General features: G+C 64.3%; 19 protein-coding genes, 1 tRNA gene and 1 other RNA gene. 8 read left to right on the plus strand and 13 right to left on the minus strand.

All coding sequences use genetic code 11. From position 1 onward, the window contains the following. Positions 1–289: 289 nt before the first annotated feature. Positions 290–2,125: a formylglycine-generating enzyme family protein gene (locus tag KWO_RS12280; protein ID WP_017113705.1), complete on the minus strand. Its 1,836-nt coding sequence runs from the start codon at positions 2,123–2,125 to the stop codon at positions 290–292. After that, positions 2,114–2,189, minus strand: a non-coding RNA gene (locus KWO_RS12285) — sX9 sRNA. Before KWO_RS12285 ends, KWO_RS12280 begins: the two co-directional genes overlap by 12 nt. A 207-nt stretch (positions 2,190–2,396) precedes the next feature. Here KWO_RS12285 and rnd point away from each other — a divergent pair. Further along, a complete protein-coding gene (gene rnd, locus KWO_RS12295) occupies positions 2,397–3,488 on the plus strand; it encodes a ribonuclease D (protein ID WP_017112351.1) in 1,092 nt (363 codons plus the stop codon). A gap of 76 nt (positions 3,489–3,564) precedes the next feature. Here rnd and ligD read toward each other — a convergent pair whose 3' ends face one another. Then, positions 3,565–6,195: a DNA ligase D gene (gene ligD, locus KWO_RS12300; protein WP_010382389.1), complete on the minus strand. Its 2,631-nt coding sequence runs from the start codon at positions 6,193–6,195 to the stop codon at positions 3,565–3,567. A 14-nt stretch (positions 6,196–6,209) separates the two neighbouring features. Then, positions 6,210–6,386 carry a DUF3606 domain-containing protein gene (locus tag KWO_RS12305; protein WP_008576119.1) on the minus strand — a complete coding sequence of 59 codons (177 nt, stop codon included), beginning with the start codon at positions 6,384–6,386 and terminating at the stop codon, positions 6,210–6,212. Positions 6,387–6,605: 219 nt separating this feature from the next. On the opposite strand from KWO_RS12305, the gene KWO_RS12310 reads away from it, so the two are divergent. From KWO_RS12310 to KWO_RS12325, 4 genes are all read left to right on the plus strand, one after another. Further along, positions 6,606–7,007, plus strand: coding sequence for an H-NS histone family protein (locus KWO_RS12310; RefSeq protein ID WP_003485983.1), 402 nt, complete (start codon positions 6,606–6,608; stop codon positions 7,005–7,007). 92 nt (positions 7,008–7,099) lie between these two features. Then, positions 7,100–7,175 (plus strand) — tRNA-Ala (locus tag KWO_RS12315). Between the two features lie 149 nt (positions 7,176–7,324). Beyond that, a complete protein-coding gene (locus KWO_RS22570) occupies positions 7,325–7,501 on the plus strand; it encodes a hypothetical protein (RefSeq protein ID WP_010382394.1) in 177 nt (58 codons plus the stop codon). A 282-nt stretch (positions 7,502–7,783) separates the two neighbouring features. Then, positions 7,784–8,890: a sensor domain-containing diguanylate cyclase gene (locus tag KWO_RS12325; RefSeq protein ID WP_026113194.1), complete on the plus strand. Its 1,107-nt coding sequence runs from the start codon at positions 7,784–7,786 to the stop codon at positions 8,888–8,890. Between the two features lie 42 nt (positions 8,891–8,932). Here the strand turns inward: KWO_RS12325 and KWO_RS12330 are convergent, their stop codons facing one another. After that, positions 8,933–9,442 carry a chemotaxis protein CheW gene (locus KWO_RS12330; RefSeq protein WP_010382399.1) on the minus strand — a complete coding sequence of 170 codons (510 nt, stop codon included), beginning with the start codon at positions 9,440–9,442 and terminating at the stop codon, positions 8,933–8,935. Between the two features lie 11 nt (positions 9,443–9,453). After that, positions 9,454–11,112: a methyl-accepting chemotaxis protein gene (locus KWO_RS12335; protein WP_017112349.1), complete on the minus strand. Its 1,659-nt coding sequence runs from the start codon at positions 11,110–11,112 to the stop codon at positions 9,454–9,456. 305 nt (positions 11,113–11,417) lie between these two features. Here KWO_RS12335 and KWO_RS12340 point away from each other — a divergent pair, with 305 nt between their 5' ends. Continuing rightward, a complete protein-coding gene (locus KWO_RS12340) occupies positions 11,418–12,029 on the plus strand; it encodes a DNA-3-methyladenine glycosylase (protein ID WP_010382407.1) in 612 nt (203 codons plus the stop codon). On the opposite strand, the gene KWO_RS12345 is transcribed toward KWO_RS12340, so the two are convergent. Further along, the gene (locus KWO_RS12345; RefSeq protein ID WP_017112348.1) at positions 11,969–16,363 is read right to left on the minus strand and encodes a DEAD/DEAH box helicase; all 4,395 of its coding nucleotides are present in this window, start codon (positions 16,361–16,363) and stop codon (positions 11,969–11,971) included. The two genes, KWO_RS12340 and KWO_RS12345, sit on opposite strands and share 61 nt — an antisense overlap. A 227-nt stretch (positions 16,364–16,590) precedes the next feature. On the opposite strand from KWO_RS12345, the gene KWO_RS12350 reads away from it, so the two are divergent. Together KWO_RS12350 and KWO_RS12360 are read left to right on the plus strand one after the other, a co-directional pair. Further along, positions 16,591–17,358: an SDR family oxidoreductase gene (locus KWO_RS12350; protein WP_010382414.1), complete on the plus strand. Its 768-nt coding sequence runs from the start codon at positions 16,591–16,593 to the stop codon at positions 17,356–17,358. Between the two features lie 411 nt (positions 17,359–17,769). Further along, entirely contained in the window at positions 17,770–18,150 is a 381-nt protein-coding gene (locus KWO_RS12360) for a DUF3301 domain-containing protein (RefSeq protein ID WP_026113196.1), read from the plus strand. A gap of 219 nt (positions 18,151–18,369) precedes the next feature. On the opposite strand, the gene KWO_RS12365 is transcribed toward KWO_RS12360, so the two are convergent. The 6 genes from KWO_RS12365 to petA all read right to left on the minus strand — a co-directional run bounded on the left by KWO_RS12365 (position 18,370) and on the right by petA (position 23,121). Further along, complete coding sequence (locus KWO_RS12365) at positions 18,370–18,702, minus strand: hypothetical protein (protein ID WP_010382420.1); 333 nt, start codon at positions 18,700–18,702, stop codon at positions 18,370–18,372. Between the two features lie 188 nt (positions 18,703–18,890). Continuing rightward, positions 18,891–19,331: a ClpXP protease specificity-enhancing factor gene (locus tag KWO_RS12370; RefSeq protein ID WP_010382423.1), complete on the minus strand. Its 441-nt coding sequence runs from the start codon at positions 19,329–19,331 to the stop codon at positions 18,891–18,893. A gap of 78 nt (positions 19,332–19,409) precedes the next feature. After that, entirely contained in the window at positions 19,410–20,045 is a 636-nt protein-coding gene (locus KWO_RS12375) for a glutathione S-transferase N-terminal domain-containing protein (RefSeq protein WP_010372598.1), read from the minus strand. Positions 20,046–20,466: 421 nt separating this feature from the next. Beyond that, positions 20,467–21,225 carry a cytochrome c1 gene (locus tag KWO_RS12380; protein WP_017113706.1) on the minus strand — a complete coding sequence of 253 codons (759 nt, stop codon included), beginning with the start codon at positions 21,223–21,225 and terminating at the stop codon, positions 20,467–20,469. Further along, positions 21,218–22,477, minus strand: a complete 1,260-nt coding sequence (locus tag KWO_RS12385) for a cytochrome b (RefSeq protein ID WP_010382426.1) — start codon at positions 22,475–22,477, stop codon at positions 21,218–21,220. The genes KWO_RS12380 and KWO_RS12385 overlap by 8 nt, the downstream gene beginning before the upstream one ends. Beyond that, positions 22,477–23,121, minus strand: a complete 645-nt coding sequence (gene petA, locus KWO_RS12390) for a ubiquinol-cytochrome c reductase iron-sulfur subunit (RefSeq protein WP_010382428.1) — start codon at positions 23,119–23,121, stop codon at positions 22,477–22,479. Before petA ends, KWO_RS12385 begins: the two co-directional genes overlap by 1 nt. Positions 23,122–23,594: the final 473 nt, after the last annotated feature.

The following is a 23,594-nucleotide window of genomic DNA, read 5'->3' on the forward strand; positions in this document are numbered from 1 at the left end:
CCGTCGTCGATTGGCTGTACAGAGAATCCAACCGCCGTCCGCAAGCGCCCCCAAAACTCCTTGTAAAAACGCAGCGTGCTTCCAGCAGTGTTCGCTCGTGATGCGGCACAGAGGCCTGGCTCGCGTAGCCTGCGCCTACCCGTCCCTCTGTCGGAGCGAAGACGCTCTCGTATTGCTTTACCTGGATCGCGCTGTCGATCCGAGAAGCGCACTTAGCGGCTAAACAGCAAGCCGAGTGCAGCGGTCACACAGGGCACGATCGCCGCGCCGCACGCCATGTCAGATTCAGTCAAATTCCACGCGCCACCCTGAAGCCAATACGCGCACTGGTGGTGTCCGAATCCTGCGACTGCCGCCAGGCCGCACGTGTCTGTTGCGGCGAATTGGCCCAGCTGCCGCCGCGGATCATGCGCTGGCGGCAGCCCGGGTTGAACCAGGCAGCGCCATCGGCCGGCGCACGGCGATAGCTGGCGTGCCAGCAATCGGCCACCCATTCGCTCAGGTTGCCGCCCATGTCGTGCAGACCCCAGGCGTTGGCGCGAAAGCTGCCCACCGGCGCCGGGCCCCAGAAGCCGTCGCCGTAGCCGACAAACCCATTGTTCCAGCGCCGGCCGCTGCGCGAGACGTCGTTGCCGCCGGTGAAATTGCCGGCATCGGCCGGGGGCGAGCCCGCATTGCCCCACGGATAGCGTCCGGTAGTACCGGCGCGCACGGCATATTCGAACTCGGCCTCGCTGGGTACGTGGTAATGGCGGCCGGTCTGTTCCGAAAGCCAGGATGCATACGCTTCGGCATCGCGAATGCTCACGTGCATCACCGGGCTATTGGGTGCGGCCTGCGCGCCGTTGTAATCGGATTGCCAATCCACGCCGCTGCGGCGGATGAAGTTACCGCTGCGCTCGTCGTACACCACCGAATGCCCGCGCCGGGTGGCACGTGGGCGCGCACCGGTGGCCTCGACGAACTGACGGAACTCGGCGACCGTGACCTCGGTGATCGACAACGCAAAGCCGCGCGCGAAGCGCACGTAATGGGCAGGGCGCTCGTTGTCGGATGCGCCCGGTTCAGCATCGCCGGCGCCCATCTGAAACGCGCCATGCGGCACCACAATCATCTGGGGGCCACGCCCACCGACCTTGAGCCCGTCCGTGAACACCTGTCCGGGACGGAAGCTGCCGTAGTGCGTGGCCAGCTCCAGGCGGCGGCGCAGATCGCCGGCCACCGGATCGCCGGGGTCGGCGATGCGCAGCACTTCGGCAAGTTTTTCGCCGGCCGCCTTGAGCCCGCGCGGCGAATTCAGATCGTGCAGACCGGCATCGTGCAATGCGGCGATCTGCGCGCGGCGCAGACGCTCCACCCGCGCGCGCGCATCGGCAATAGTGGGCGCACGCTCGCGCACCTGCCCTCCCATCTGCAGCCAGTAACGTGCACCAATGAAGTCGCTTGCCTGTGCCGCCTGTTCGGCGCGCTCCAGCAGGCCGCTTTCCACGGCGGCCAGGCCTTGGCGGGTGCGCGGGTTGTCGGGGGCCAGTTGCGCGGCATCACGGAAATTCACCAGTGCGCCGTTGCCGTCTTCCCCGAGCCGTCCACCGCGCAGGTCTTCTTCGCCGGCGCGGTTGAACGCCAGCACGCGCTGCGCGGTTTCCACCTCGCGTTGCAGGGCACGCACCTTTGGGTCTTGCGGTGCGAGGGCGAGCGCGACAAAGGCCACCTCCCGCGCTTGCTCCAGCGCATCGTCCTGTTGCTCGGTCTGTTCGATCAACGCCGCGCCGCGTTCGAGCAACCGGCGGCGTGCCTGCTCCAGGCCGCGGCGGCTGGCCGCGTCCTTGCCGCCGGCACGCTGCTGAATCGCCAGGTACAACGGGATCGCATCGTCAGCGTCGCGATACAGGCGGTCTTCCTGCAATGCCTGGTCGGCGCGCTTGCGCACTTGCGCCAACGGCTCATCGCCCAACTCCACCGCAGGCGGCTGCCATTGCGCCACGGTCTCGGCGGACTCTTCGCCCCCGATGGAAACGTTCGGCTTGCTCGGCGCGGCGACCGCAGGTGCCGGTTGTGGCGCAACCGCGGGCACTGGTGTCGGTGTGCGCGAACAAGCGCACGTGCTGAGAGCGGCTAACAACACGTAGCAAGCAGTCGGCAGGCGGGCGCTGCTGCCGCCCAGGACCCGGAGTGTCCGAGTGGTAGCTGCCAATTCCGGGCACCGGCCGCGCCCGCCTGGTAGCTGCGCAGTCGTTTTGCCAGCCGCTCTCAGCACGACCATTGCCCACGCTGCAATCCGGTCACCGCACTCACCCACCACCTGCTCCTTCCAGTGCTCTGCCGCACGACAGGCGATCGCGACGTTAGGCTATTCTGCGCGTTCTGCGCAAACCCTTGCTGTCGACGGAAATCACGTGCCCCATTGGATTACCCACCCCTCCGAGCTGACCGACCGCCTGCAGGCAGCGCGCCCTTCGCGCATCGGCCTGGATACCGAATTCATTCGCGAACGCACCTACTGGCCGCAACTGGCGCTGGTGCAGATGGCCATCGGCGAGGAGATCCTGCTGATCGACCCGCTGATTCCCGGCATGAACGAGGCGCTCAAGGAGTGGCTGACCGCCACCGACATCGTCAAGGTGATGCATAGCGCCAGCGAAGACCTGGTCACCTTCAAATGTGCGTGTGGTGTGTTGCCGCGACCGTTGTTCGACACCCAGATCGCCGCGGCGCTGGCCGGTGTCGGCGGCGGCATGGGCTACCAGAAACTGGTGCAGGAAGTGACAGGCACCTTGCTGACCAAGGGCGAGACGCGCTCAGACTGGATGCGCCGCCCGCTGTCGCCGTCGCAGCTGGAATACGCCGCCGACGACGTGCGCTATCTGTTCGCGATCCACGACGAACTCACCCGCCGCCTCACCGAGCAGGACCGCCTGGGCTGGCTGGCCGAAGATGCCGAACGCCTGCTGGCCACGGTGGAGCACGACGATGGCGAACGTTGGCCGCATGTGAGCCTGCGCACTGCGCAATTCCTGGAGCCGGCGGCGCAACGGCGGCTGTTACGCCTGCTGCGTTGGCGCGACCTGCAGGCGCGTCAGAGTGATCGCCCGCGCAGCTGGATTCTGGACAACGAACTGGCCAGCCAACTGGCGCGGTTTCCACCCACCGATCCGGATGCCTTGCTGCGCCAGTTCGATAAATTTCCCAAGGCACCGCGCAAGCTCGCCAATGCGGTGTGGGACGCGCTCAACACGCCACTGCCCGACGAAGAGCATGCGCCACTTGCCCAAGCCGCCACCGATGGCAACAAGGCCGTGCTCAAGCGTTTGCAGGACACCGTGGCGCAGCGCAGCCGCGAACTCGGCCTGCCAGATGGTCTATTGGCCTCACGCAGGCACCTGGAAACCTTGATCGAACAGCGCAGCTGGCCCGCGGCGCTAGGCCAGTGGCGGCGTGCGGTGCTGGAAGCGCAGGTGATGCCGCTGCTGGAAGAATCCGCGGCGTAGGCTTGCTAGCGGTTTGACACGTAAGTCCGCAGCCAAGCGGGCTTTTTGTTGGCTTGCGCGGCAGCGGCGTCAGGCTTCAATCCTCATCCTGCTCCGCCCAACGCGCCAGGTTCTGCTGGATGCGGTCCATGTCTGCCCACGGGTCCTTGCGACGGCGGCGCAGCTTCTCCGGCACATCGCGCAAGGTAAACGCGTCGGCGCGTTGTAGCTTGGACAAGTCCGACCACGGCAGCGGCAGCGCGACTGGCGCACCCGGGCGGCCACGCAACGAGTAGGACGCCACTGCGGTGGCACCACGGCCGTTGCGCAGATAGTCGACGAAGATGCGCTTATTGCGCAGGCTTTTGGTAGCAGTGGCGATGAATCGCTGCGGCTCCGCCTGCGCCAAGGCATCAGCAAACCCTTTGGCGAATCGCTTGGTCACTTCCCAATCACAACCGGGGTTCAAGGGCACCACCACGTGCAGGCCCTTGCCGCCGGAGACGCGCAAGAACGATTCCAGCTCAAGCTGCGCCAGCAGCTTGCGAATATCGTTTGATGCACGTTTGACCTCGGAAAACGGCACATCCGGGCCGGGATCGAGATCGAACACCACACGGTCGGCAACATCCGGTCGGTCGGCGTGCGAGCCCCAGGGATGGAATTCCAGCGCATTGAATTGCACCAGTTCCAGCAAGCCGGGCGCATCTTCGACAACAAGGTAGTACGCGTTGGTGCCGGTCTCTTCGGTCAGCTTGACCGAGCTCACGCGCTCGAGGCCGGCCGTGTGGTGTTTCTGGAAAAAACACGGTTTTTCCGCGCCGCTCGGGCAGCGGATGATCGACAGCGGCCGGCCTACGATCTGCGGCAACAGGTGATCCATCACCGCCTGGTAGTAGTCCCACACGTCGCGCTTTGTCGCGCGGATATCGGGATAGATCAGCTTGGTCGGGCTGGACAGCGTCGGCATCGCGTCCGCAGCGGGTGCGGCAACTGCCGATTTGCGCGTGGCAGCCGCTGCGGCGCGCGTTGCTGCACGCTTTGGTGCCTGAGTGGTCACAGTCTTGGCATTTTTCGCAACACGCTTTGGCGAACGCTTGGCAGAAGGCGTTGCAGCCGCGCCATCAGCCGCATCGCTGTCGGAAAGATCGGCAATGCGCTTATCCGGGCGCAGCGCCTTGAACGATGCCTGCCGCAGCAACTTTTGCCCACCGATGCCGCGGTAGAACACTTCTACCACGAAGCGTGGCGCAAACCAGGTGGCCCCGCGCAAGTCGGTGTCGTCGGTGGGAACGTGCGCAGTGGGTTTACGATCACCACCAACCTCCAACTGCTGGGTGACTTCGCGCATCAAGGCATCGGAAAAGCCGGACCCAACGCGGCCCACGTACAACCAGCCATGTACCGGGTCCGGCGTGGCCAATAACAGCGAGCCAAAGCCACTGCGGCTGCCCTTGGGCGCGGTATAGCCGACCACCGCATACTCCTGGCTGGCCAGTTGCTTGGTCTTGCGCCAATCATCGCTACGCCCATCGCGATACGGGCGATCTGCGCGCTTGGAAATGATGCCTTCGAAGTGCTGTTGCCCGGCCACCCGGAACGCCTCGGTGCCATCGCCTTCGACGTGCGAGCTATAGGCCAGATGCGTGTGAGGTGCAGCCTCCAGCACCTGCTGCAACAGCCGCTTGCGTTCGCGCAGCGGCGCCTCGCTGATGTCCACCCCGTCCACATGCAACAGGTCGAATACCGCCAGCGCCAGCGGCACCTGGCGTTCGCCGGACAAGGTGGCCTGCAGCAGGTTGAAGTCGTCCTTGGTGCCGCGTCCGGCAATCAGTTCGCCATCGAGCTGCGCGCTGCGCAGGCCCAGCGACCGGATGGCATCGGCAATTTCCGGCGTCTTGTCGGTCCACTCCAATGCGTTGCGCGACCACAGCCTCACCTTGCCGTCGGTCACGGTGGCCAGGATGCGATAACCGTCCCATTTGATTTCATGCAGCCACTGCGCCCCTTCTGGCGGGGACTGCCCCAGCTTGGCCAGCTGCGGTGCAAACGGGGCATCTTCCATCTCGGCGCGACGTGCGTCGCTCAGCGCCAGCGCCTGTTTCGCCCAGGTACCACGCCTCTTCGCCGCCGGCGGCGGCACGGTCGTCAGCGCCTTGCGCTGGGTCTTGCCGGCGCCTGCGCGGCGTACATCTTCGGCAGGCGCGGCAGCGACGTCGGCCAGCAGGTCATCGGCCTCCAACGTGCCGGCGTAGGCATCGTCGTCCTTGAACAGCAGCCACTGCGGCTGCCGCGCCGGCTTGCCCGAGCGCACCAGATGCCAACCGCCCTTGAGCTTGTTGCCGAACAACTCAAAGCGCAGATGTCCCTTGGCCAACTGCGCTTCGGGGTCGCCCGCGGTGGCCCACACGCCATGATCGAACTGCGCCACATGCCCGCCGCCGTATTCGCCTTTGGGAATCTCGCCCTCGAAACTGGCGTAATCGACCGGGTGGTCTTCCACCTCCACTGCCATGCGCTTGACCTTGGGGTCGTAACTGGGCCCCTTCGGCACCGCCCAGCTCTTGAGCGCATCGCCCACCTGCAGGCGAAAGTCGTAATGGCGGCGGCTGGCGTGGTGCAGTTGCACCACGAAGATCGCACGCTGCCCCGGCGGCAGAGCCTTGCCCGGCTCCGGCTCGCGGGTTTTGTCGAAGCTGCGCTTGCGGCGATATTCGCTCAGGCTCATGACAGACCTTCCGCTTATTTGCCCAGGTGCTGGCGTACGCTGGCGGCCATTGGCCCCACCTTCTGCACGGCCGCGCGCAACTCCTCGGCGCTGACGCCCAGGGTCTTGGTCCAGTACTGCAGCTCATAGGCTTCATTGACGTTGATGCGGTCGCGGTCCGGCGAACCGACGTTGCGTTTGTCGTCACTCATGACATGCTCCTGTATCGTCGTGGTCGGGTCTGCTAACGTGAGCCTTCGGCCCAGCAGCGCCCGTAGCGACAATGCGAAAGCGTTCGAACAGGCGTCGTGAAAGGCCTGTTCACGCCATGTGCAAGCCCCTGTTCCAAAACGGCCGCTCCCGGGCCACATGCCATAATGCCGCGCGCCCTTCGGGCGGCGTGTCCACTCTTATTCCGAGGCCATACCTCTGTGAGCAATACCTCTTCGAAACTGGATTCCATCGCGCAAGCCAAAGCCAAGCTGCTGGACGAATTGCAGAAGCTGGAAGAACAGGAGAAAACCGAGCGCGCGAGCGAGGCATCCTCTGCGCATGCCACCATCGTTTCGCTGCTCGAGCAGTTCGCCGGTCACTTCAACACCAAGCAGCGCAACGACATTGCCGCTTACCTGGGCACTACTGCCGCGCGCAAGGAAGTGGTCAAGAGCGGCCGCAGCGAAGTGAAGCCCAAGTACGAGCTACCGCACACCGGCGAAACCTGGTCCGGTCGTGGCCGCACGCCGAAGGCTTTCGCTGCCTGGGAAGGGTCGGTGTCGTACAAGGAATGGAAGGCCAAGAACCCGGACCTCAAGTTTCCGCTGGTTCGCGAGTAAGGCGACAGCCCGCACGACAGTGCCGCCTCGCACCGTCGGCCGCGCCCTTCGCTTGGCGAACCGCGCGGCTTGTGGGTAGAATCGAAGCACGTGGGGCGGTAGCTCAGCTGGGAGAGCGTCGCGTTCGCATCGCGAAGGTCGAGGGTTCGATCCCCTTCCGCTCCACCATCGAGTCAAACGCACAAGCCCTGGAGACGTCATGTTTCCGGGGCTTGCGCGTTTTGAGGGTGTTGCGGTGCAGGGCCGGCCGGTCGCCGTGGCGTGGGGATCACATCGCGCGCGCTAACGTCCGGCTTCACTCCACAGCGGACCACACCATGAGCAAGAAAGACCAGCAGCCCGATGAGGTCGCCGACGATGCGCACGGCGTGACCGAGAGCCAGCAAGACCGCAAGCACGACGATGCCGCCAAGCAACGCCCGGGCCAGGAAGACCTGAAGGTGCACGACGAGCAAAGCCGTCGCCCCACCGGCAAGGCTGGCCAGGGAGAGTGAGTTGGCCAAGCATGCTGCCTGGCATCGGGCAGCGCCGCGGCACGCCGATGCGGTGAACTTCCCTGCTGCATCGCCAGCGGCGCGTTGCACCCTGTCGTGCAGCTGAGACCGCTGCGTCCGTGGGACTGAAAACCCGGCACCGGCCAGCCACGCGTTCCTGTGGCAAGATCCGGACAGGCGCTCGCCGATATGCCGCTGCCCTGGGAAGCAGTGCCTTGCCAAGGGCGCAATCGCATCGGCCAATGCCTCGTCGCGTCAACCCCTCATCGCCTTGATGGCGCCTTGTTCCCGGTGGTGCTTTGCATGCAGATACCCGATGCACCCGCGTTGAACCTGATCCAGGCAACGTTACTGCCAGGCGGCGTCAACGCCACTCCCGGGGCGCGCCTGCCGGCCAACGAAGATGAGCGCGTGGAGGCACTTCATGCCTACCGCCTGCTGGACACCGCACCGGAGCCGAGCTACGACGCGTTCACCTCGATCGCAGCCGCGCTCTGCCGGATGCCGATGGCGCTGATCTCGCTGGTCGATACCCATCGGCAATGGTTCAAATCCAGGCTCGGCATGCAGCAGAGCGAGACGCCGCGTGAATTGTCGTTTTGCGCGCATGCCATCCTCGAACCCGATCAGGTGATGGAAGTCGGCGATACCCACCTGGACAAGCGGTTTGCGCGCAACGCGCTGGTGACAGGCGAGCCGCAGATCCGCTTCTATGCAGGCGCGCCGTTATTGACCCCGGACGGCATCGCACTGGGAACCCTGTGCGTGCTGGATCGCGTTCCGCGGCGCCTGTCGGTGACCGAGCGCGACGCGCTGCAAGCCTTGGCCAGGCAAGTCGTCAGCACCATCGAACTGCAACAGGCCGCGCGGCTGGTGGAGCTGGATGCACTGCGCGATGCGCTCACCGGGCGATGGAATCGTGCCGGGCTGGAGAACGCCTTGCACGCGCTTGCCGACGCGCCCAGCTCTGCCGCCGATGCGCCCCTGGGTTTCATGCTGCTCGAACTGGACGGCTTCAAGCGGCAAAAATTGCAGGCCGGCGCGGCAGCGGCCGATGCCACCTTGCTGCAGGTCGCTGCATTGCTGGAAGCGCAGCTTCCGGCTGATGCACTCGTGGCGCGTCTGGCCTGCGATCAATTCTGCGTGGCGCTGCCGGAGACCGCTGCATCTGCAGCCCTTGCCACTGCCGAAGACTTGCGCAAGGCAGTGGAAGACGCGCACTGGCCCACCGGCCCGTTGACGCTCAGCGCAGGTGTGGTGGACGTTGCCACGCCAACCGCGCTCGACAGCAATACCCTGCTGGCCCGTGCGCGGCACGCGTTGCAGCAGGCGCGTGGCGATGGCCGCAACCGCGTGCACGGCTTCGACGGTTGGCAGCTGCGGGCCTGATCGACGCAGACTGCGCCGATCGCCCTGCTGCACGGCTGTCGCTCAGGCCGCCAGTGCGTCGGTGTTTCCGGCGATCTCGTCCACCTGCAGCACCTGCTCCATCTGCAGCAGTACCACGAAGCGCTCGCCGACCTTGCCCATGCCGCGCAGCAGATCGCGGCGGATATGCGTGCCGAACGACGGCGCCGCTTCGATGTCCTGATCGGCCAGTTCGATCACTGCATTGACCGCATCCACCAGCACGCCAATCACCTGCGTGCCCTGCGCCTGTTCGGTGGCCACAATCACGATGCAGCTGCGTTTGCCGATCGTGCTGTCTGCGCGCCCCAGCCGCGATTGCAGGTCCACCACCGGCACCACCGCGCCGCGTAGATTGATCACCCCGCGCACGCAATCCGGCATCGACGGCACCGGGGTGGGAGCGCGGTATTGAATGATCTCGCGGATGCCGAGAATGCTGGTGGCGAAGGTTTCGCCATCCAGTTGAAAGGTCAGATATTGCGCGGCGACATCGGCGTCGCCGGGCATCACATCAAGCGTCGGTGCGGTCATTGGTCGCTCTCTCAGAAACGCGCGAACTGGCCTTCGTCCGGGCCCTCGGACATCGCATACGCCGGCGCTGCGTTGCTGCGCCAGCCACGCGTGCCCGCCGCACGCGCCGGCCGCGCAGCGACCTGCTTGCCGCGCTTGGGCGGCGCAGTCGGCGCGCCCTGCCCGCCCAGCCGGAAGAACGCCATGCTCTGCTGCAGCTGTTCGGCCTGCGCGCTCATTTCCTCGGCAGTGGCGGCCAGCTCTTCGGATGCGCTGGCGTTCTGCTGGGTGGTCTGGCTCAACTGCACGACCGCCGAATTGATCTGGCTGACGCCGGAAGATTGCTCCTCGGAGGCGGCGGAAATTTCCTGCACCAGGTCGGAGGTGCGCTTGATGTTGGGCACGATCGAATCCAGCAAACGGCCGGCACGATCAGCCAATTCCACACTAGAACTGGCCACCTCACCGATCTCCTGCGCGGCCACCTGGCTGCGTTCGGCCAGCTTGCGCACTTCGGCAGCCACCACGGCAAAGCCCTTGCCATGTTCGCCGGCACGCGCCGCTTCGATCGCGGCATTGAGCGCGAGCAGATTGGTCTGGTACGCGATGTCGTCGATGATGCCGATCTTCTGCGCAATCTGCTTCATCGCCTGGGTGGTGGCAACCACCGCTTCGCCACCTTCCACGGTTTCTTTCGCGGCCTGGGTGGCCATGCCGTCGGTGACGCGTGCGTTTTCGGTGTTCTGGCTGATCGAGGCGGTCATCTGCTCCAGCGAGGCGCTGGTTTCTTCCACGCCGGCCGCCTGTTCGCTTGCCGCCTGCGACAACGACTGCGCGGTGGCGCTGACTTCTTCTGACGCACTGGCGAGCGTTTCGGCGCTGGTGTTGACCTCGCCGACCACCTGCGCCAGCTTCTGCACCATGGTGCGCATCGCTTCGAGCAATTGCGCGGTCTCATCGCGGCCATGCACATCGATACGCATGGTGAGATCGCCTTCGGACAAGCCGTTGGCCACGCCTACTGCACGGCGGATCGGCCCGGTGACGCTGCGGCTGATCACCACGCCGAGAATGGCACCGAGCAACACGCCGCCGCAAATGATGGCGACCAGTAGCCGGGAACTGCGCGTGTGGATTGCATCGGCTTCTGCGTTAGCCGCGGCGGCGCTGCGCTCGCGCAGGCCGCTCAGGTCGGTCATCAGGTTATCCACTTCGTCCGAACTGGCGCGCACCGCACGCGAGAGCACGGCCAGTTCCGGATTAGCCTCGCGCAGCGCTTCGCGGTTGGCGGCTTCGATAAAGCGGCCGCGCTCGTCCAGATACTTCTGCCAGGCACGATCGAATTGCGCCAACTTGTTCTTGCCTTCTTCGCTTTGGAAGCTGGCGCGCGCACGGGTCATGTAATCGACCACCTTGGCGGTGTATTTGTCGATGTTCTGCACATGCGACTGACGCTCTTCCGCGCTGCTGGCCAACAACAGATTGGCGCGCGCACGGCCGGCATAGATGAGATTGATGTTGGCTTCCTTGACGTTGGACATACCGAGCAATTCGCGCTCGTACAACGAACTCGACAACGCATTGATGCGGCCTGAGTTGGAATAGCCCACCCACCCGATGCATGCGCCGATCGCCGAGACGATCAGGAATGCCACGATCAGTCTGGTTCCGATTCTGAAGTTGCCTAACATTTAGGGAGTTCTCTCAAAAAGATGCGTGGGCGACATGCGCTGCATGACGGCGATGGCGCTGTGCGGACCGCGGGCTGCGATGCGGCTCGTCAAACCAATCGTTATTGGCTATCGGCGACGACAAAACACGCTTGAGATGCGGGCATCGCCATACTGCGTATTCATGCAAACGGATCTGCGCTTTTGTGACAGGTCATGCGCTCGCAACACCGTGTATTCGGAAAAACCCTACCCGGCCCGAGGGCTGTCCAGAGCAATCCGCAGCGACATCACGGGCGCGCAGCTAGGCTTCGTCCATGACGTCTATGCCCCTGCCCCGCGCGTTTTACGCGCAAGATGCACGCCACGTTGCGCCGCAATTGCTCAACAAGGTAGTGGTCAGTGCCGACGGACGCCGTGGGCGGATCACCGAGGTGGAAGCCTATTGCGGCAGCGAAGATCCGGCCGCGCACTCGTTCCGCGGCATGACCCCGCGCACGCAGGTGATGTTCGGTGCGACGGGGCACCTGTATGTGTATTTCATCTATGGCATGCACTGGGCGATCAATGCCGTGTGCGGCGGTGCGCCTGGGCATGCGGTACTGATCCGCGCACTGGAACCGCTAGCCGGTCTCGACAGCATGCAGGCCGCACGCGGCGCCGCGCCCCTCAAAGTATTGACCACCGGCCCAGGCCGCCTGGCACAAGCGTTCGATGTGAATGCTGCCGACAATGGGCTGGACCTCACAACTGGCGCTGCGCGGCTGTGGATCGAAGACGACGGTGTGCCGCCACCCGCCAACCCACTGGCGACGCCACGCATCGGCATTCGCAAGGCGGTGGACGCGCCATGGCGTTGGGTGGTTGCCGACAGCCGCTATGTGTCGCGTCCGCTTCCGCGCGTGGCTGGTGCAGGCACTGCGCTTTCGCGCGACTGAGCCAACCAGCGTTCCATCGGCGATTGCTCGGCCGTGCCAGGCCCGCGCTGCAACACGCGCAGCGCCTGCTCGGCCTGCTCGGGGGTGAGTTCCTGCACCGCTTGGAAGCGATCTGCCGCCCACACCGCCATCGGCAGCCCATCCAGAAATGCAACACGATTGCCCGGCACACGCGCGACACGCTCGCCTGGCAACAGGCTGCCGAGCAGATTGCTGGGGTCGCTTGCACTCACGCAGATCCACTGTTGCGGCAATGCCTGTGCACGCACACGGCGCAAGGCCGCAATCGCATCCGGCAACGCGAACTGCTCGCCGGACAGCCCGGCAATAAAACGCCCGCCGCGGATTTCGCCACGCGGTTCCAGCCGTTGGTACATGCGCAGCAATTCGCGCCACGGCGGCAGCCACGCCGCCTCGCGTTCGAGCAGCCGCCAGCACACCACGCCATAGCGACGCAGCAAGGTGCGCGCCACGTGTTCGAGGGCTTCCTGATGCCGCTCGCCGGCTTCGGCCAACGGCAACTCTGGCAATGCACGCACCGGTGCCCAGCGCCCGGCATCGCGAATGCCCAGCGCACTTGCACGGCGACGGTGACGCGACAGCGCCGACGGCCGCTTGGACGCCGGCACCAGCAGCGCGCGCAGGCCGGCGTAGCTGTCGCAATGCGCACGGCCGCGCATCACCAGCTCGCTCAATGCATCTTCCAGCTCGGTGTTCATCAGATGCGCGGCATCGGCAATTTCGTCAAAGAACAACGCGCCTTGCTGCTGCAATACGTCCATGACGCGCTGTGCGCGGGACCCTAGTGGTGCGTCGTCGGCATCGCGCGCCAGCGCACTCCAGCGCTGCGCTTCGCGCCGTGGCAGCAGCACGATCGGCGTGCTGCGCAGCGCAGTGCCGCTGCGGCCGCCGCCGGGCCGCAAGCGTGCCCACAGCGTGCGCCCGGCGGTGCACAACTCGTCCAACCAGGCCGGTTGATAGTCGCGCACGCGCGCTGGCAACAGCTCACTCTCCCACAGCACCGCAGGCGCCTCGAAGCCTTCGAGCTGCCCGACCACACCGGCCAATGCATCCGGCCCTGCCACGCGGCTACTGCTGTCCACGTGCTGCCACTCGAACAGAAACCGTGCGTAATCGCGCTGCGACACCGGTTCGATCTCGCGGCGCAATCGCCCCAGCGTGTAGCGATGGATGCGTGCCAGCAGATGACGCTCGCACCACTCTTCTGCCTGCGCGTGCGCACTGAACTGCCCGGACATGACGTAGCCCTCGCGCTGCAAGGCCGCCAACGACAGCGCAATCTCTGCGTCCGGCACCTGCAACGCGTGGGACAAGGCTGGCACCTGTACCGGCCCCACGGCAGACAGGCGCCCGCGCAGCAGTTCGCGCACTGCCCAATCGCGCTCCCAGTCGGCAACGCGGCAATCGGCTGGCGCCTGCAATGGCGGCTGCGCAGTGGCTTGTGGATACAACGGCAGAAACCAGTCGATACGCTCGGCACTGATCCACAGCGCCGGACTTCCATGCAAGGCAATGCAGGCGGCGCGGCCGGCCGCAGCCAGCGCGGACAACCAAACCTGCCACTGGGCGTCGGTGGCCTCTTCGACCGGCAACACGCCGAGTCCCACCAGTGCCTCGTGCATTTCTTCGGCATCGCGCGGCTGTGGCCAGGCTTCTTCGCGCACGGCCTCGATAGCCTGCGGATCAAGCCGCCCTAAGTCGTCGCTGCTTTGCGGTGTGTAGCGGCGACTTTGCACGGCCTGGGTGCGGCGTTCTTCCAGTGGTGCATCGTCGAGAAATGCATAGGGACGCGCATTCAAGGCTTCGGCTGCCAGCGGCGAGGGTGCGGCCAGATCGCGCGCAATCAGCGTGATCGCGCCGGATTCCAGCCCGCGCAACACCTGCAGCCAGCCTTCGCTGTCCATGGATTGATGTAGGCAATCTTCCAGCGTCTGCGCTACCAACGGGTGGTCCGGCACCTCGCGTTCGCCGACCAGATTTTCTGCGCAGGCCACTTGATCCGGGAATACGGTGGCCAGCAAATCCTCCGACTTCATCCGCTGCAACTGCGGCGCCACCTTGTTGCCGCCGCTGAAGCGCGGCAGCGCCATCGCATTGGTCGCGTTCCAACGCCAGCGTACGCCGAACAGCGGCGCATCCAGCAATGCCTGGATTAGCACATGCTCGGCCGATGACGAATGCAGGTAGCGGCCAACCTCTTCCAGCGCAAAACTGTGACTGGTGGACAGCGACAGCACAATGGCATCTTCGGTGGCTGCCGCCTGCAATTCGAAATTGAAGGTGCGGCAAAAGCGCTTGCGCAATGCCAGCCCCCACGCACGATTGATGCGGCTACCGTAGGGCGAATGGATCACCAGCTGGGTGCCGCCGCTGGCATCGAAGAAACGCTCCATCACTAGGCACTGCTGGGTGGGCATTGCACCCAGTGCGGTGCATGCGTTGGCCAGATAGTCCACCAGTTGACGCGCCGCTTCGGCAGACATCGCCAGTTGTTTCTGCAGCCCCTTGCAGGCCGCCTGATGCGGTGCGGTGTCCAGCCGCGCAGCAAGTTCACCACGCAGGCGCGACACCGCCGCCGACAGCTCGTCGCTGCGACCGGGCGCTTCGCCCAGCCAGAACGGAATGTTCGGAGGCGCGCCCTTGGCATCTTCCACGCGCACGCGCCCCGCCTCCACACGCAGGATGCGGTAGCTGGCGTTGCCGAGCTGGAACACATCGCCGGCGAGGCTTTCGACGGCGAAATCTTCATTTACCGTGCCGATCTTTTCGGCCTGCGGTTCCAGCACCACGCTGTAGTCGCCGGTTTCGGGAATGGTGCCGCCGGAGGTCAGCGCGGTCATGCGCGCGCCGCGCCGTGCATGCAGGCGCCGATGCACCGCGTCGCGGTGCAGATACCCGGCGCGCGGACCAAGCCGCGTACTGAAGCCATCGCACAGCATGCGCACCACGCTGTCGAAGGTGGCGCGGCTCAACCCGGCGAATGGCCACGCGCGCCGCACCAGTGCAAACAGCGCATCTTCGTCCCAGTCCTCGCACGCAACTTCGGCCACGATTTGCTGCGCCAATACGTCGACCGGCGCCAACGGAATGCGCAAGGCATCCAGTTCACCACGACGGATGCTGTCCAGCAGCGCGGCGCATTCGACCAACTCGTCGCGGGTCTGCGGAAATAAGCGCGCCTTCGGCGTACCGCCGACCTTGTGCCCGGAACGCCCGGCGCGTTGCAGGAAGGTGGCGATCGATCGCGGCGAACCGAGCTGACAAACCAGATCGACATCGCCGATATCCAGCCCCAACTCCAGCGATGCGGTCGCAACCAAAACGGTCAGGTCGCCAGCCTTGAGCCGTTGTTCGGCCAACATGCGCGTCTCGCGCGACAGACTGCCGTGATGTGCTGCCACGCGCTGCTTGCCGAGCAGATCGCCCAGATGCCGCGCCGCGCGCTCAGCCAGGCGCCGCGTATTGACGAACACCAGCGTGGTGCGATGTTGCTGCGCAAGCGCCGCCACATCGGCGTACACCTGCAGCCATTGGTCGTTGGACATCACCACGCTCAACGGCGTGGGCGGCAACGCCAGCGCTAGATCGCGCGTGCGGGTGTAGCCGATATCGACAATCTCGCACTGCCGCAGCAGGCCGTCTGCGCTGACGCCGACCAGAAACTGCGCCACTGTCTCGATCGGCTTTTGCGTTGCCGACAGCCCTACCCGCGTGATCGGCTGCGCGGCCAGCCGCTGCAAGCGCTCCAGCGTCAGGCTCAGATGGCTGCCGCGTTTGTCCGCAGCCACCGCATGGATTTCATCGACGATCACGGTGCGCACGTGCCGTAGCGCCGTGCGCCCGGATGCCGACCCCAACAGCACATACAACGACTCCGGCGTGGTCACCAGAATATGCGGCGGCGTGCGGCGCGCCTGCGCGCGCTCGCGTTGTGGCGTGTCGCCGGTGCGCACCGCCGTGCGGACCGGCACATCCGGCAAACCATTCGCGACCAGCGCTGCGCGGATGCCTTGCAACGGCGCGTCCAGGTTGAGGTGGATGTCGTTGGACAAGGCCTTCAACGGCGACACGTAAACCACGCGGGTTTCGTCGGGCAATACGCCACCGTTGGCCAGCCCGTCGCGAATCAATACATCGATAGCAGCGAAGAATGCGGTCAGCGTCTTGCCCGAACCGGTTGGCGCGGCCACCAGGGTGTGGCGCCCTGCCTGGATCGCCGGCCACGCCGCAATCTGCGCCGGAGTCGGCGCAGCGAAGGTCTGTGCGAACCAACCTGCGACCACGGGATGAAATTGCTGCAGAACAGAGTGCATGGGCGATACCAGTTGCGAATGACCCGCTCCGGGCAGCGAGCCGCATGAGGTCAAGACGGAAACGTAGCTTTAATGCTGGAATGTTCTCGTGAGGTGGCGCCATTGCCGCGCGGATGCAAGTCGGCATCTACAGCGGGCGGTGAATGGATTCACCGGCATTCACAGGCGTCTCCCGAGCGCCTCACTACGCTCCCTCGCTCCCCAGGCAACCTCGAGAGGGCAGCATCATGAAGGCAAGCGGCAATACCATCCTGGTGACGGGCGGCGGTTCGGGGATCGGGCGGGCACTCGCCCAGCGCTGGCATGCGGCGGGCAATCGCGTGATCGTCGCAGGGCGTCGCCGCACCGCGCTGGAGGGGACCGCAGCGGGTCACGCCGGCATGCAGGTGCGCACGCTGGACATCGACGATGCCGACGCCGTCCAGGCGTTTGCGCGCGAGCTAATAGAGGCCTTTCCCAACCTCAATGTGCTAGTCAACAACGCAGGCACCTACGCCAGCGAAGATCCCCGGCGACAGCGCAGCCTGGCCGACGCCAAACGCATGCTCCTGACCAACGTGCTCGGCCCCATCCGCTTGATCGACGCACTGATCGAGCATCTGCGCGCGCAGCCGGATGCGGCCCTGCTCAATGTCTCCTCGGGCACGGCCTTCGTGCCCTATCCGGCCGCGCCCACCTACAGTGCTAGCAAGGCCGCGCTGCACAGTTACACCGCCGCGCTGCGGCCATTGCTGCAGGGACGGGTGGAAGTGATCGAGATCGTACCGCCGCAGGTACAGACGGAGCTGACGCCCGGCCAGTCGCAAGATCCGAACTCGATGCCGCTCGACGCCTTCGCCGATGAGGTCATGGCGCTACTGCATCCCGACCCCGCGAGCGCCCGCTCGCCTGCCGAAGTCTGCGTCAGCCGGGTTCGCCCGTTCCGTGATGCCGAGCGCAACGGTCAGTTCAACGCGACCCTGGCAACGATGGTTGCGCACCTGCCAGCGGACTGAGCCAACGTTGCCAGGCCTGCGCACAGCGCGCTTGCTGTAACAGCAACCGAACAGCATCCCAGCACCGGGCATCGACCTAAAACGGCAACACAAGAGGCAAGTAGCTGCTGCACGCCACGGCACATCGGGCGCTTGCGGTATCAGCCAGCGCGCCGGACGGCGGCTCCTCGCGCCAGCCGCCAATTCGAGGAACGCTGCACCTCCAGCACGCCCACGCAGCTCCAGGCAGCGCTGCTCGCGCACCATCTGCCCTCAACGCCGCAGCGGCGGAATGCAGATGCGGATCGAAGCCATCGACCGCGTTGCGCTTGTCGGCGAGCAAGGCCGTGGCATTGGCGTCATATGCCTTGGTGCCGGTCTCTGCCGCCCACAAGGCGACGCGTTCGCAACGCTGCGGCGCCAAGACAGCGATTGTCCACCGGGCGCATGCCATGGCACATTGACGACATGCCTAGCCTGATTCTTTTCATGATCGCCGGCGCCGCGCTGTTCGCGTTCTGGAACTCCTCGCGCGCTGCCGCCGAACGTGCCGACATCCTCGGTCGCAATGCCTGCCGCGCGGCCGATGTGCAGTGGCTGGACCAGAGCGTGCATTCCACCAACATCCGCATCTGCAGGATGCCCAACGGCTGGCTCGGCTTCGAACGCACCTTCCGTTTTGAGTATTCCTACGACGGCGCGGATCGGCATAGCGGCAAGCTGGTATTGCGGGGCGATCAACTGATTGCCTTTACCGGCCCGCAGGTCGCCACCGTACGGGCGTTGCACCCGGAGCAAGAGCGGCTGGAGTGACGGGCGATTCGTTGCGTGGGTGATCGCAGCGAACTTAACGTGCTGGTGCTCACACCTGACATCGCCGTAGTCGCAGCGTCACTTAGGCGCACGTCAGGGTGATTGATCGGCCGATCCACTCTGGATCTCTCGATTGGCGACCTGTCTCTACACGCTATTACCGTTGACCGGAGCAGCTAGAGATTCCCGCATCTGGCGCGAGTTTCAGCCCTCGTTACTTCATTCTCCAGACATGGAACTCGGGGGCACGGGTTCGTAACCATTCCCTCTGCCACTCAGCCAGCACAGCTGCTGCTTGCCCTCCTGACGCAGCTGCGCCTGCGCAAACACGCACAACGGATCCAGCAAGTCGGCATCCTTCAACAGACGCGACTTGCCACCGACCTCGATGCTGAGAAAGTGCGCCTCATTCGGCGTATCGGTGTAGCTGCGTGCGAACAGACAGCGCGCGCCATCCACGAAGCGATAGATGTCGTACTCGTAGTCATCGTCGACCGCGCCGGATGCATCCGGCGCGCTGCAATCGATATGGCGAGCGCGCTCTACGTGCACTGAAACCCTCCAATCGCGTGAACTACAGACCGCCGATGCTTGCTGCTCTTATGGCGACCACACGGTAGCAAGCAGCCGCTAAATGGATGCGGACGTGACGCAAGCTCCGCAGCGCACGAGTCGCACATTCCGATTTCAGCTACCGGCCGCAACCGCCTGGCGATTGCGCAGGCGGTTTGTTGTTGCTTCTACTTGACCACGCGCAGATGCGGGCGCTTACCGCCACTCGGTGGTTCGTCCGGCGTTGGCGCACCCGGCGGCGGCGCGCCCGGATCAGGCGGCTCGCTGCTGGTACCGGGAATGTCGTCCGGCAACGCCATGCCCTGCCCGGTTTCGCGCGCATACACCGCCAGCACGGCCGCCATCGGCACCATTACCGGGTGGCTCACGCCACCGAAGCGCGCGGTAAAACTCACGCTCTCGTTGTCGACCTGCAGGCCAACCACCGCGCGTTCGGCGATATTCAACACGACGCGACCGTCCTTGACGGCACTGGCAGGCACCTGCACACCGGGCAGGCCTGCATCTACCAAAACGTGCGGCGTCATGCCGTTGTCGTTGATCCATTCAACCAAGGCCCGCAACAGGTACGGGCGATGGCTGGTCATACGGGGGAAATCTTCGCTCATAGCCTCATTTTACCCGCACACGACCCGCAGCGGCGGCCACGCGATCGGACGTCGGTCTGTTGGCATACAGCCGTCGCATCAGCCCGGCAGATCACGCAGCTTCTTTTCCTGATCGGTCAGGCTGCGGATGAAACCCGGGTTGCGAAAAATGCGGTTGCCGTAATCCTCGATCGCCTTGCCGTCCTTGGGCAGGCTGATCTCCAGCGCGTCCAGTCGCCAGATGATCGGCGCCATCGCGCAATCGGCCAGACTCATTTCCGGGTTGAGGAAGAATTTGCTGGCCTTGAACAACGGCACCGATGCCGTGAGCAGTTCTTTCAGACGCTTGCGGCCGGCCTCAGCCTGGGTCTTGTTGCCGAGCTGGACCGCTTGTACTTGCGGCACCCAATCGTGCTCGATGCGCAGCATCGCCAGGCGCAGACGCGCGCGCGATAGCGGGTCGACCGGCATCAACGGCGGATGCGGGTAGCGCTCGTCCAGGTATTCGCTGACCACCGACGCGGCGTACAGCACCAGGTCGCGTTCGACCAGCGTCGGCACCGAATGATAGGGATTGAGATCGATGAGATCTTCGGGAGGATTTTGTGGGTCGACCGGCACCAGGTCGTAGGTCACCCCTTTCGCCGCCAGGACCAGACGAACCCGGTGGCACAACACGTCGTCGTTGGACGAAAACAAAGTCAAGGTATTCCGCATACGCACACTCGTCGCCATTCAAGGCTCTCCGACGACCGGAATCCGCCGGCCGCATCGGTGCAGCCGGCCCAACGCCGACCGTCACCACGGTCTATCGAGTGTGCAATCACGTCACGCAAAAGCCAAGAGTGATAGGGCTTATTAACGTTCCGATAAGGCGGTTATTGCGCTGTTACACGGAAACTGGGTGACGTGCGGGTGCCACAACGATATTGCAGGCCTCGAAGCTGATGGCTTCAACAGAGGCGCTGCTAGCTTACCGACCCTCACCCCACAACCCCTGTCCCGACGGGAGAGGGGCTACAGGCTCTCCTGGACAGAGAGAGAGCTACGCTCTCCCACAGAAGGAAAAGCTAAGAGGCTCGGCTATGCAACGCTTGGCTATCCCAGCCCCGCAGCGCGTATTCGTCATTGCAACCAATGACGCCATGTGCAGCGTTCAATGCACGTCCTTCCAATATTCCTTCTTCAACAGGTACGCGAGGAAGGTGAGCAGCGCCAGGAACAGCACCACCCACACGCCCATGCTCTGGCGCTTCAATGCGGCCGGTTCGCCAGCGTACTCCAGGAAGTTGGTGATATCGCGCACGGTCTGATCGAACTCCACCGGCGTTTGGCGGCCCGGCTGTCCCAGCTTCAACCCTTCCACAGGTTTATCGCCAGTGGCCTTGTCGGGCGGGCCGAATTGGGCCTGCTGCAAGCCTTGCAAATCCCACAGCGGGTTAGGCATGGATGCGTTTGGGAACAGCTTGTTGTTCCAGCCCAGCGGGCGTGTCTGATCCAGATAGAACGACTTGAGGTAGGTATAGACCCAGTCGGTGCCGCGCACGCGCGCGATCAAAGTCAGATCCGGCGGCGCCTTGCCAAACCACTTGGTCGCCGCATCGTGCGGCATGGTGCCTTCGATGTGTTCGCCAACTTTGGCACCGGTGAAGTTGAGGTTGGTCATGACCTCTTCTTCGCTCAAGCCCAAGTCGCTGGCCATGCGCGAATAACGCAGGTATTTCAGCGAGTGGCAGCCGGAGCAGTAATTCATGAACAGCTGCGCGCCGCGTTGCAGCGAAGCGCGGTCGCTCAGGTCATTGCCTGCATGCTGCACCGCCCGACCTTCGGCCGCCATTGCGCCACCGGCAATCAACAGGCCGCACAGCAAGGCGACCACGCGCGACTTCCATGACGTCACGTTGGAGTTAGTCATGGGTGGTCACCCGTTCCGGAACCGGCTTGGTTTTGTCCAGCCGCGTCCACACCGGCATGGTGATGAAGAAGGCGAAGTAAAGGAAGGTCAGCACGCGCCCGACATAGGTTTCATGCGCGTCGGTACCGGGGCCGGAACCAATCACACCCAGCCACACGAAGCACACCACCAGCACGCCCAATGCCACCTTGGAAATCCAGCCGCGGTAGCGCACCGAGCGCACCTTGGCGCGATCCAGCCAGGGCACCAGGAACAGGATCGCGATGGCCGAGAACATCACCAGTACGCCACCGAGTTTGTTCGGCACCACCCGCAACATCGCGTAGTACGGCGTGTAGTACCACACTGGCTTGATGTGCTCCGGCGTCACCAGCCGGTTGGCCTCGGTGAAGTTGTCGTGCTCCAGGAACAGACCGCCAAATGCCGGCGCAAAAAAGATGATGAAGGCCGCGATCAGCAGCAGGAACCCGACACCGACCAGATCCTTGACCGTGTAATACGGATGGAACGGAATGCCATCGGCCGGCTTGTGCGCATCCCAACGATTGCCTTTGGGACCCTTCTTGATGTCCACGCCGTCTGGATTATTGGAACCCACTTCGTGCAGCGCGCCGATATGCAGCACGATCAACAGCAGCAGCACCAACGGTAGCGCGATCACGTGCAACGCGAAGAAGCGATTGAGCGTGGCATCGCCGGGCAGGTAGTCGCCCATGATCCATTCGGTCAGCCCATTACCGATCACCGGAATGGCGCCGAACAACGAGATGATCACCTTGGCGCCCCAGAACGACATCTGGCCCCACGGCAGCACATAGCCCATGAAGGCTTCGGCCATCAGCACCAGGTAGATCAGCATGCCGAGAATCCACACCAGCTCGCGCGGCTTTTGGTAACTGCCGTACATCAAGCCGCGGAACATGTGCAGGTACACCACGATGAAGAACAGCGAGGCGCCGGTGCTGTGCATGTAGCGGATCAGCCAGCCCCACTCCACGTCGCGCATGATGTATTCGATCGAAGCGAACGCATCGGCGGCGCTGGTCTTGTAGTGCATCGTCAGGAAGATGCCGGTGACGATCTGATTCACCAGCACCACGATGGCCAGCGAGCCAAAGTAGTACCAGAGGTTGAAGTTCTTCGGCGCGTAGTACTCGGTGATGTGCTTGCGGTACATGGGCATCAGCCCGGGCGCGCGCTCGTTGACCCACTCGAAGACGCCGTTGGCGGTACGGACCAGAACATTGCTCATCAGGCAGCCCCCGTGCTTTTGGCCAACGTACCGGCACCATCAGGATCGACGCCGATCACCAAGGTGTTGTCGTCCACGTAATGGTGTGGGGGCACCAGTAGATTGATCGGTGCCGGCACGCCATCGAAGACGCGGCCGGACATGTCGAACCGCGACTTGTGGCAGGGGCAGAAATAACCGCCCTTCCACTGCGGGTCGTAAGGCTCGGGGCGGATCTCGGCGACCATCTCCGGCGAGCAACCCAGATGTGTACACAGCCCGACCAGCACCGAGATGTCGGACTTGATCGAGCGGTATTCCGGGTTTTTCAGCACGTACTCCGGCTGCTGATCCTTGTTCTCGGACTTGGGGTCCTTGAGCCGGTCGTCCAGCGACGGGAGTGCGTCGAGCATGACTTTGGAGCGCTTGACGATCCAGATTGGCTGACCGCGCCATTCAAGGACCATGCGCTGGCCTTCCTGCAAGGCGCTGATGTCGGCGGTCACCGGTGCGCCGGCCAACTTGGCACGTGCACTGGGGTTCCACGACTTCACGAACGGAACTGCGACGAATCCTGCTCCGACCGCACCGACCACGGCCGTTGTCGCGGTTAAAAACCGACGACGCCCGATATCAGCAGGTGCGTTAACCCCATCGTTGGCCATCCGGCTCTCCGATCTTGATTAGGTAGCGTGAGGCTGCCAACGGCTGGCGGGGGGTCCAGCCGCGATGAATCGACCGCAGTGTAGCGGAACGCTTAATGCACAGACAATGCAATGTACGCAGTCAGCCACATACGATGCAACGGCCGATGCAGAGGAGCGCCGATCATGTGGATCGCAGAGCACGTGGAAGGTGTGTTCGGCTGTGACGTAGTGCCGTACGTCACCCGCGATAGCAATGCGTGCGTGCTGTGGCCCGTAGACATGGTGCAAGCGCAGCAAATACGATCGCCCACAATTCGCCGCGAGTATTGCAACGGACATCGCCAATACGAAAGCAATCTGCCCGCCGCACTTTGCCCAGCGCTCTGACGAACATCACCATATAGTGTGGCTGCGAACGTAACCAGCAATCGTCGGGCAGCCCTGGATTCCGCAGGGGCGAGGTGCATGCGACGTGCAAGACCCGAGCACCA

The sequence above is a fragment of the Xanthomonas vasicola pv. musacearum NCPPB 4379 genome (assembly GCF_000277895.2).
GTDB classification, from domain to species: domain Bacteria; phylum Pseudomonadota; class Gammaproteobacteria; order Xanthomonadales; family Xanthomonadaceae; genus Xanthomonas; species Xanthomonas vasicola.

Coding starts and splice junctions, on each gene's coding strand:
- KWO_RS12370 (WP_010382423.1), bottom strand. CDS start 19,331: ATGAGCGAAGATTTCCCCCGTATGACCAGCCATCGCCCGTACCTGTTG.
- KWO_RS12335 (WP_017112349.1), bottom strand. CDS start 11,112: ATGTTAGGCAACTTCAGAATCGGAACCAGACTGATCGTGGCATTCCTG.
- KWO_RS12305 (WP_008576119.1), bottom strand. CDS start 6,386: ATGAGTGACGACAAACGCAACGTCGGTTCGCCGGACCGCGACCGCATC.
- KWO_RS22570 (WP_010382394.1), top strand. CDS start 7,325: ATGAGCAAGAAAGACCAGCAGCCCGATGAGGTCGCCGACGATGCGCAC.
- ligD (WP_010382389.1), bottom strand. CDS start 6,195: ATGAGCCTGAGCGAATATCGCCGCAAGCGCAGCTTCGACAAAACCCGC.
- KWO_RS12340 (WP_010382407.1), top strand. CDS start 11,418: ATGCCCCTGCCCCGCGCGTTTTACGCGCAAGATGCACGCCACGTTGCG.
- KWO_RS12375 (WP_010372598.1), bottom strand. CDS start 20,045: ATGGCGACGAGTGTGCGTATGCGGAATACCTTGACTTTGTTTTCGTCC.
- petA (WP_010382428.1), bottom strand. CDS start 23,121: ATGGCCAACGATGGGGTTAACGCACCTGCTGATATCGGGCGTCGTCGG.
- KWO_RS12350 (WP_010382414.1), top strand. CDS start 16,591: ATGAAGGCAAGCGGCAATACCATCCTGGTGACGGGCGGCGGTTCGGGG.
- KWO_RS12330 (WP_010382399.1), bottom strand. CDS start 9,442: ATGACCGCACCGACGCTTGATGTGATGCCCGGCGACGCCGATGTCGCC.
- KWO_RS12385 (WP_010382426.1), bottom strand. CDS start 22,477: ATGAGCAATGTTCTGGTCCGTACCGCCAACGGCGTCTTCGAGTGGGTC.
- KWO_RS12345 (WP_017112348.1), bottom strand. CDS start 16,363: ATGCACTCTGTTCTGCAGCAATTTCATCCCGTGGTCGCAGGTTGGTTC.
- KWO_RS12380 (WP_017113706.1), bottom strand. CDS start 21,225: ATGACTAACTCCAACGTGACGTCATGGAAGTCGCGCGTGGTCGCCTTG.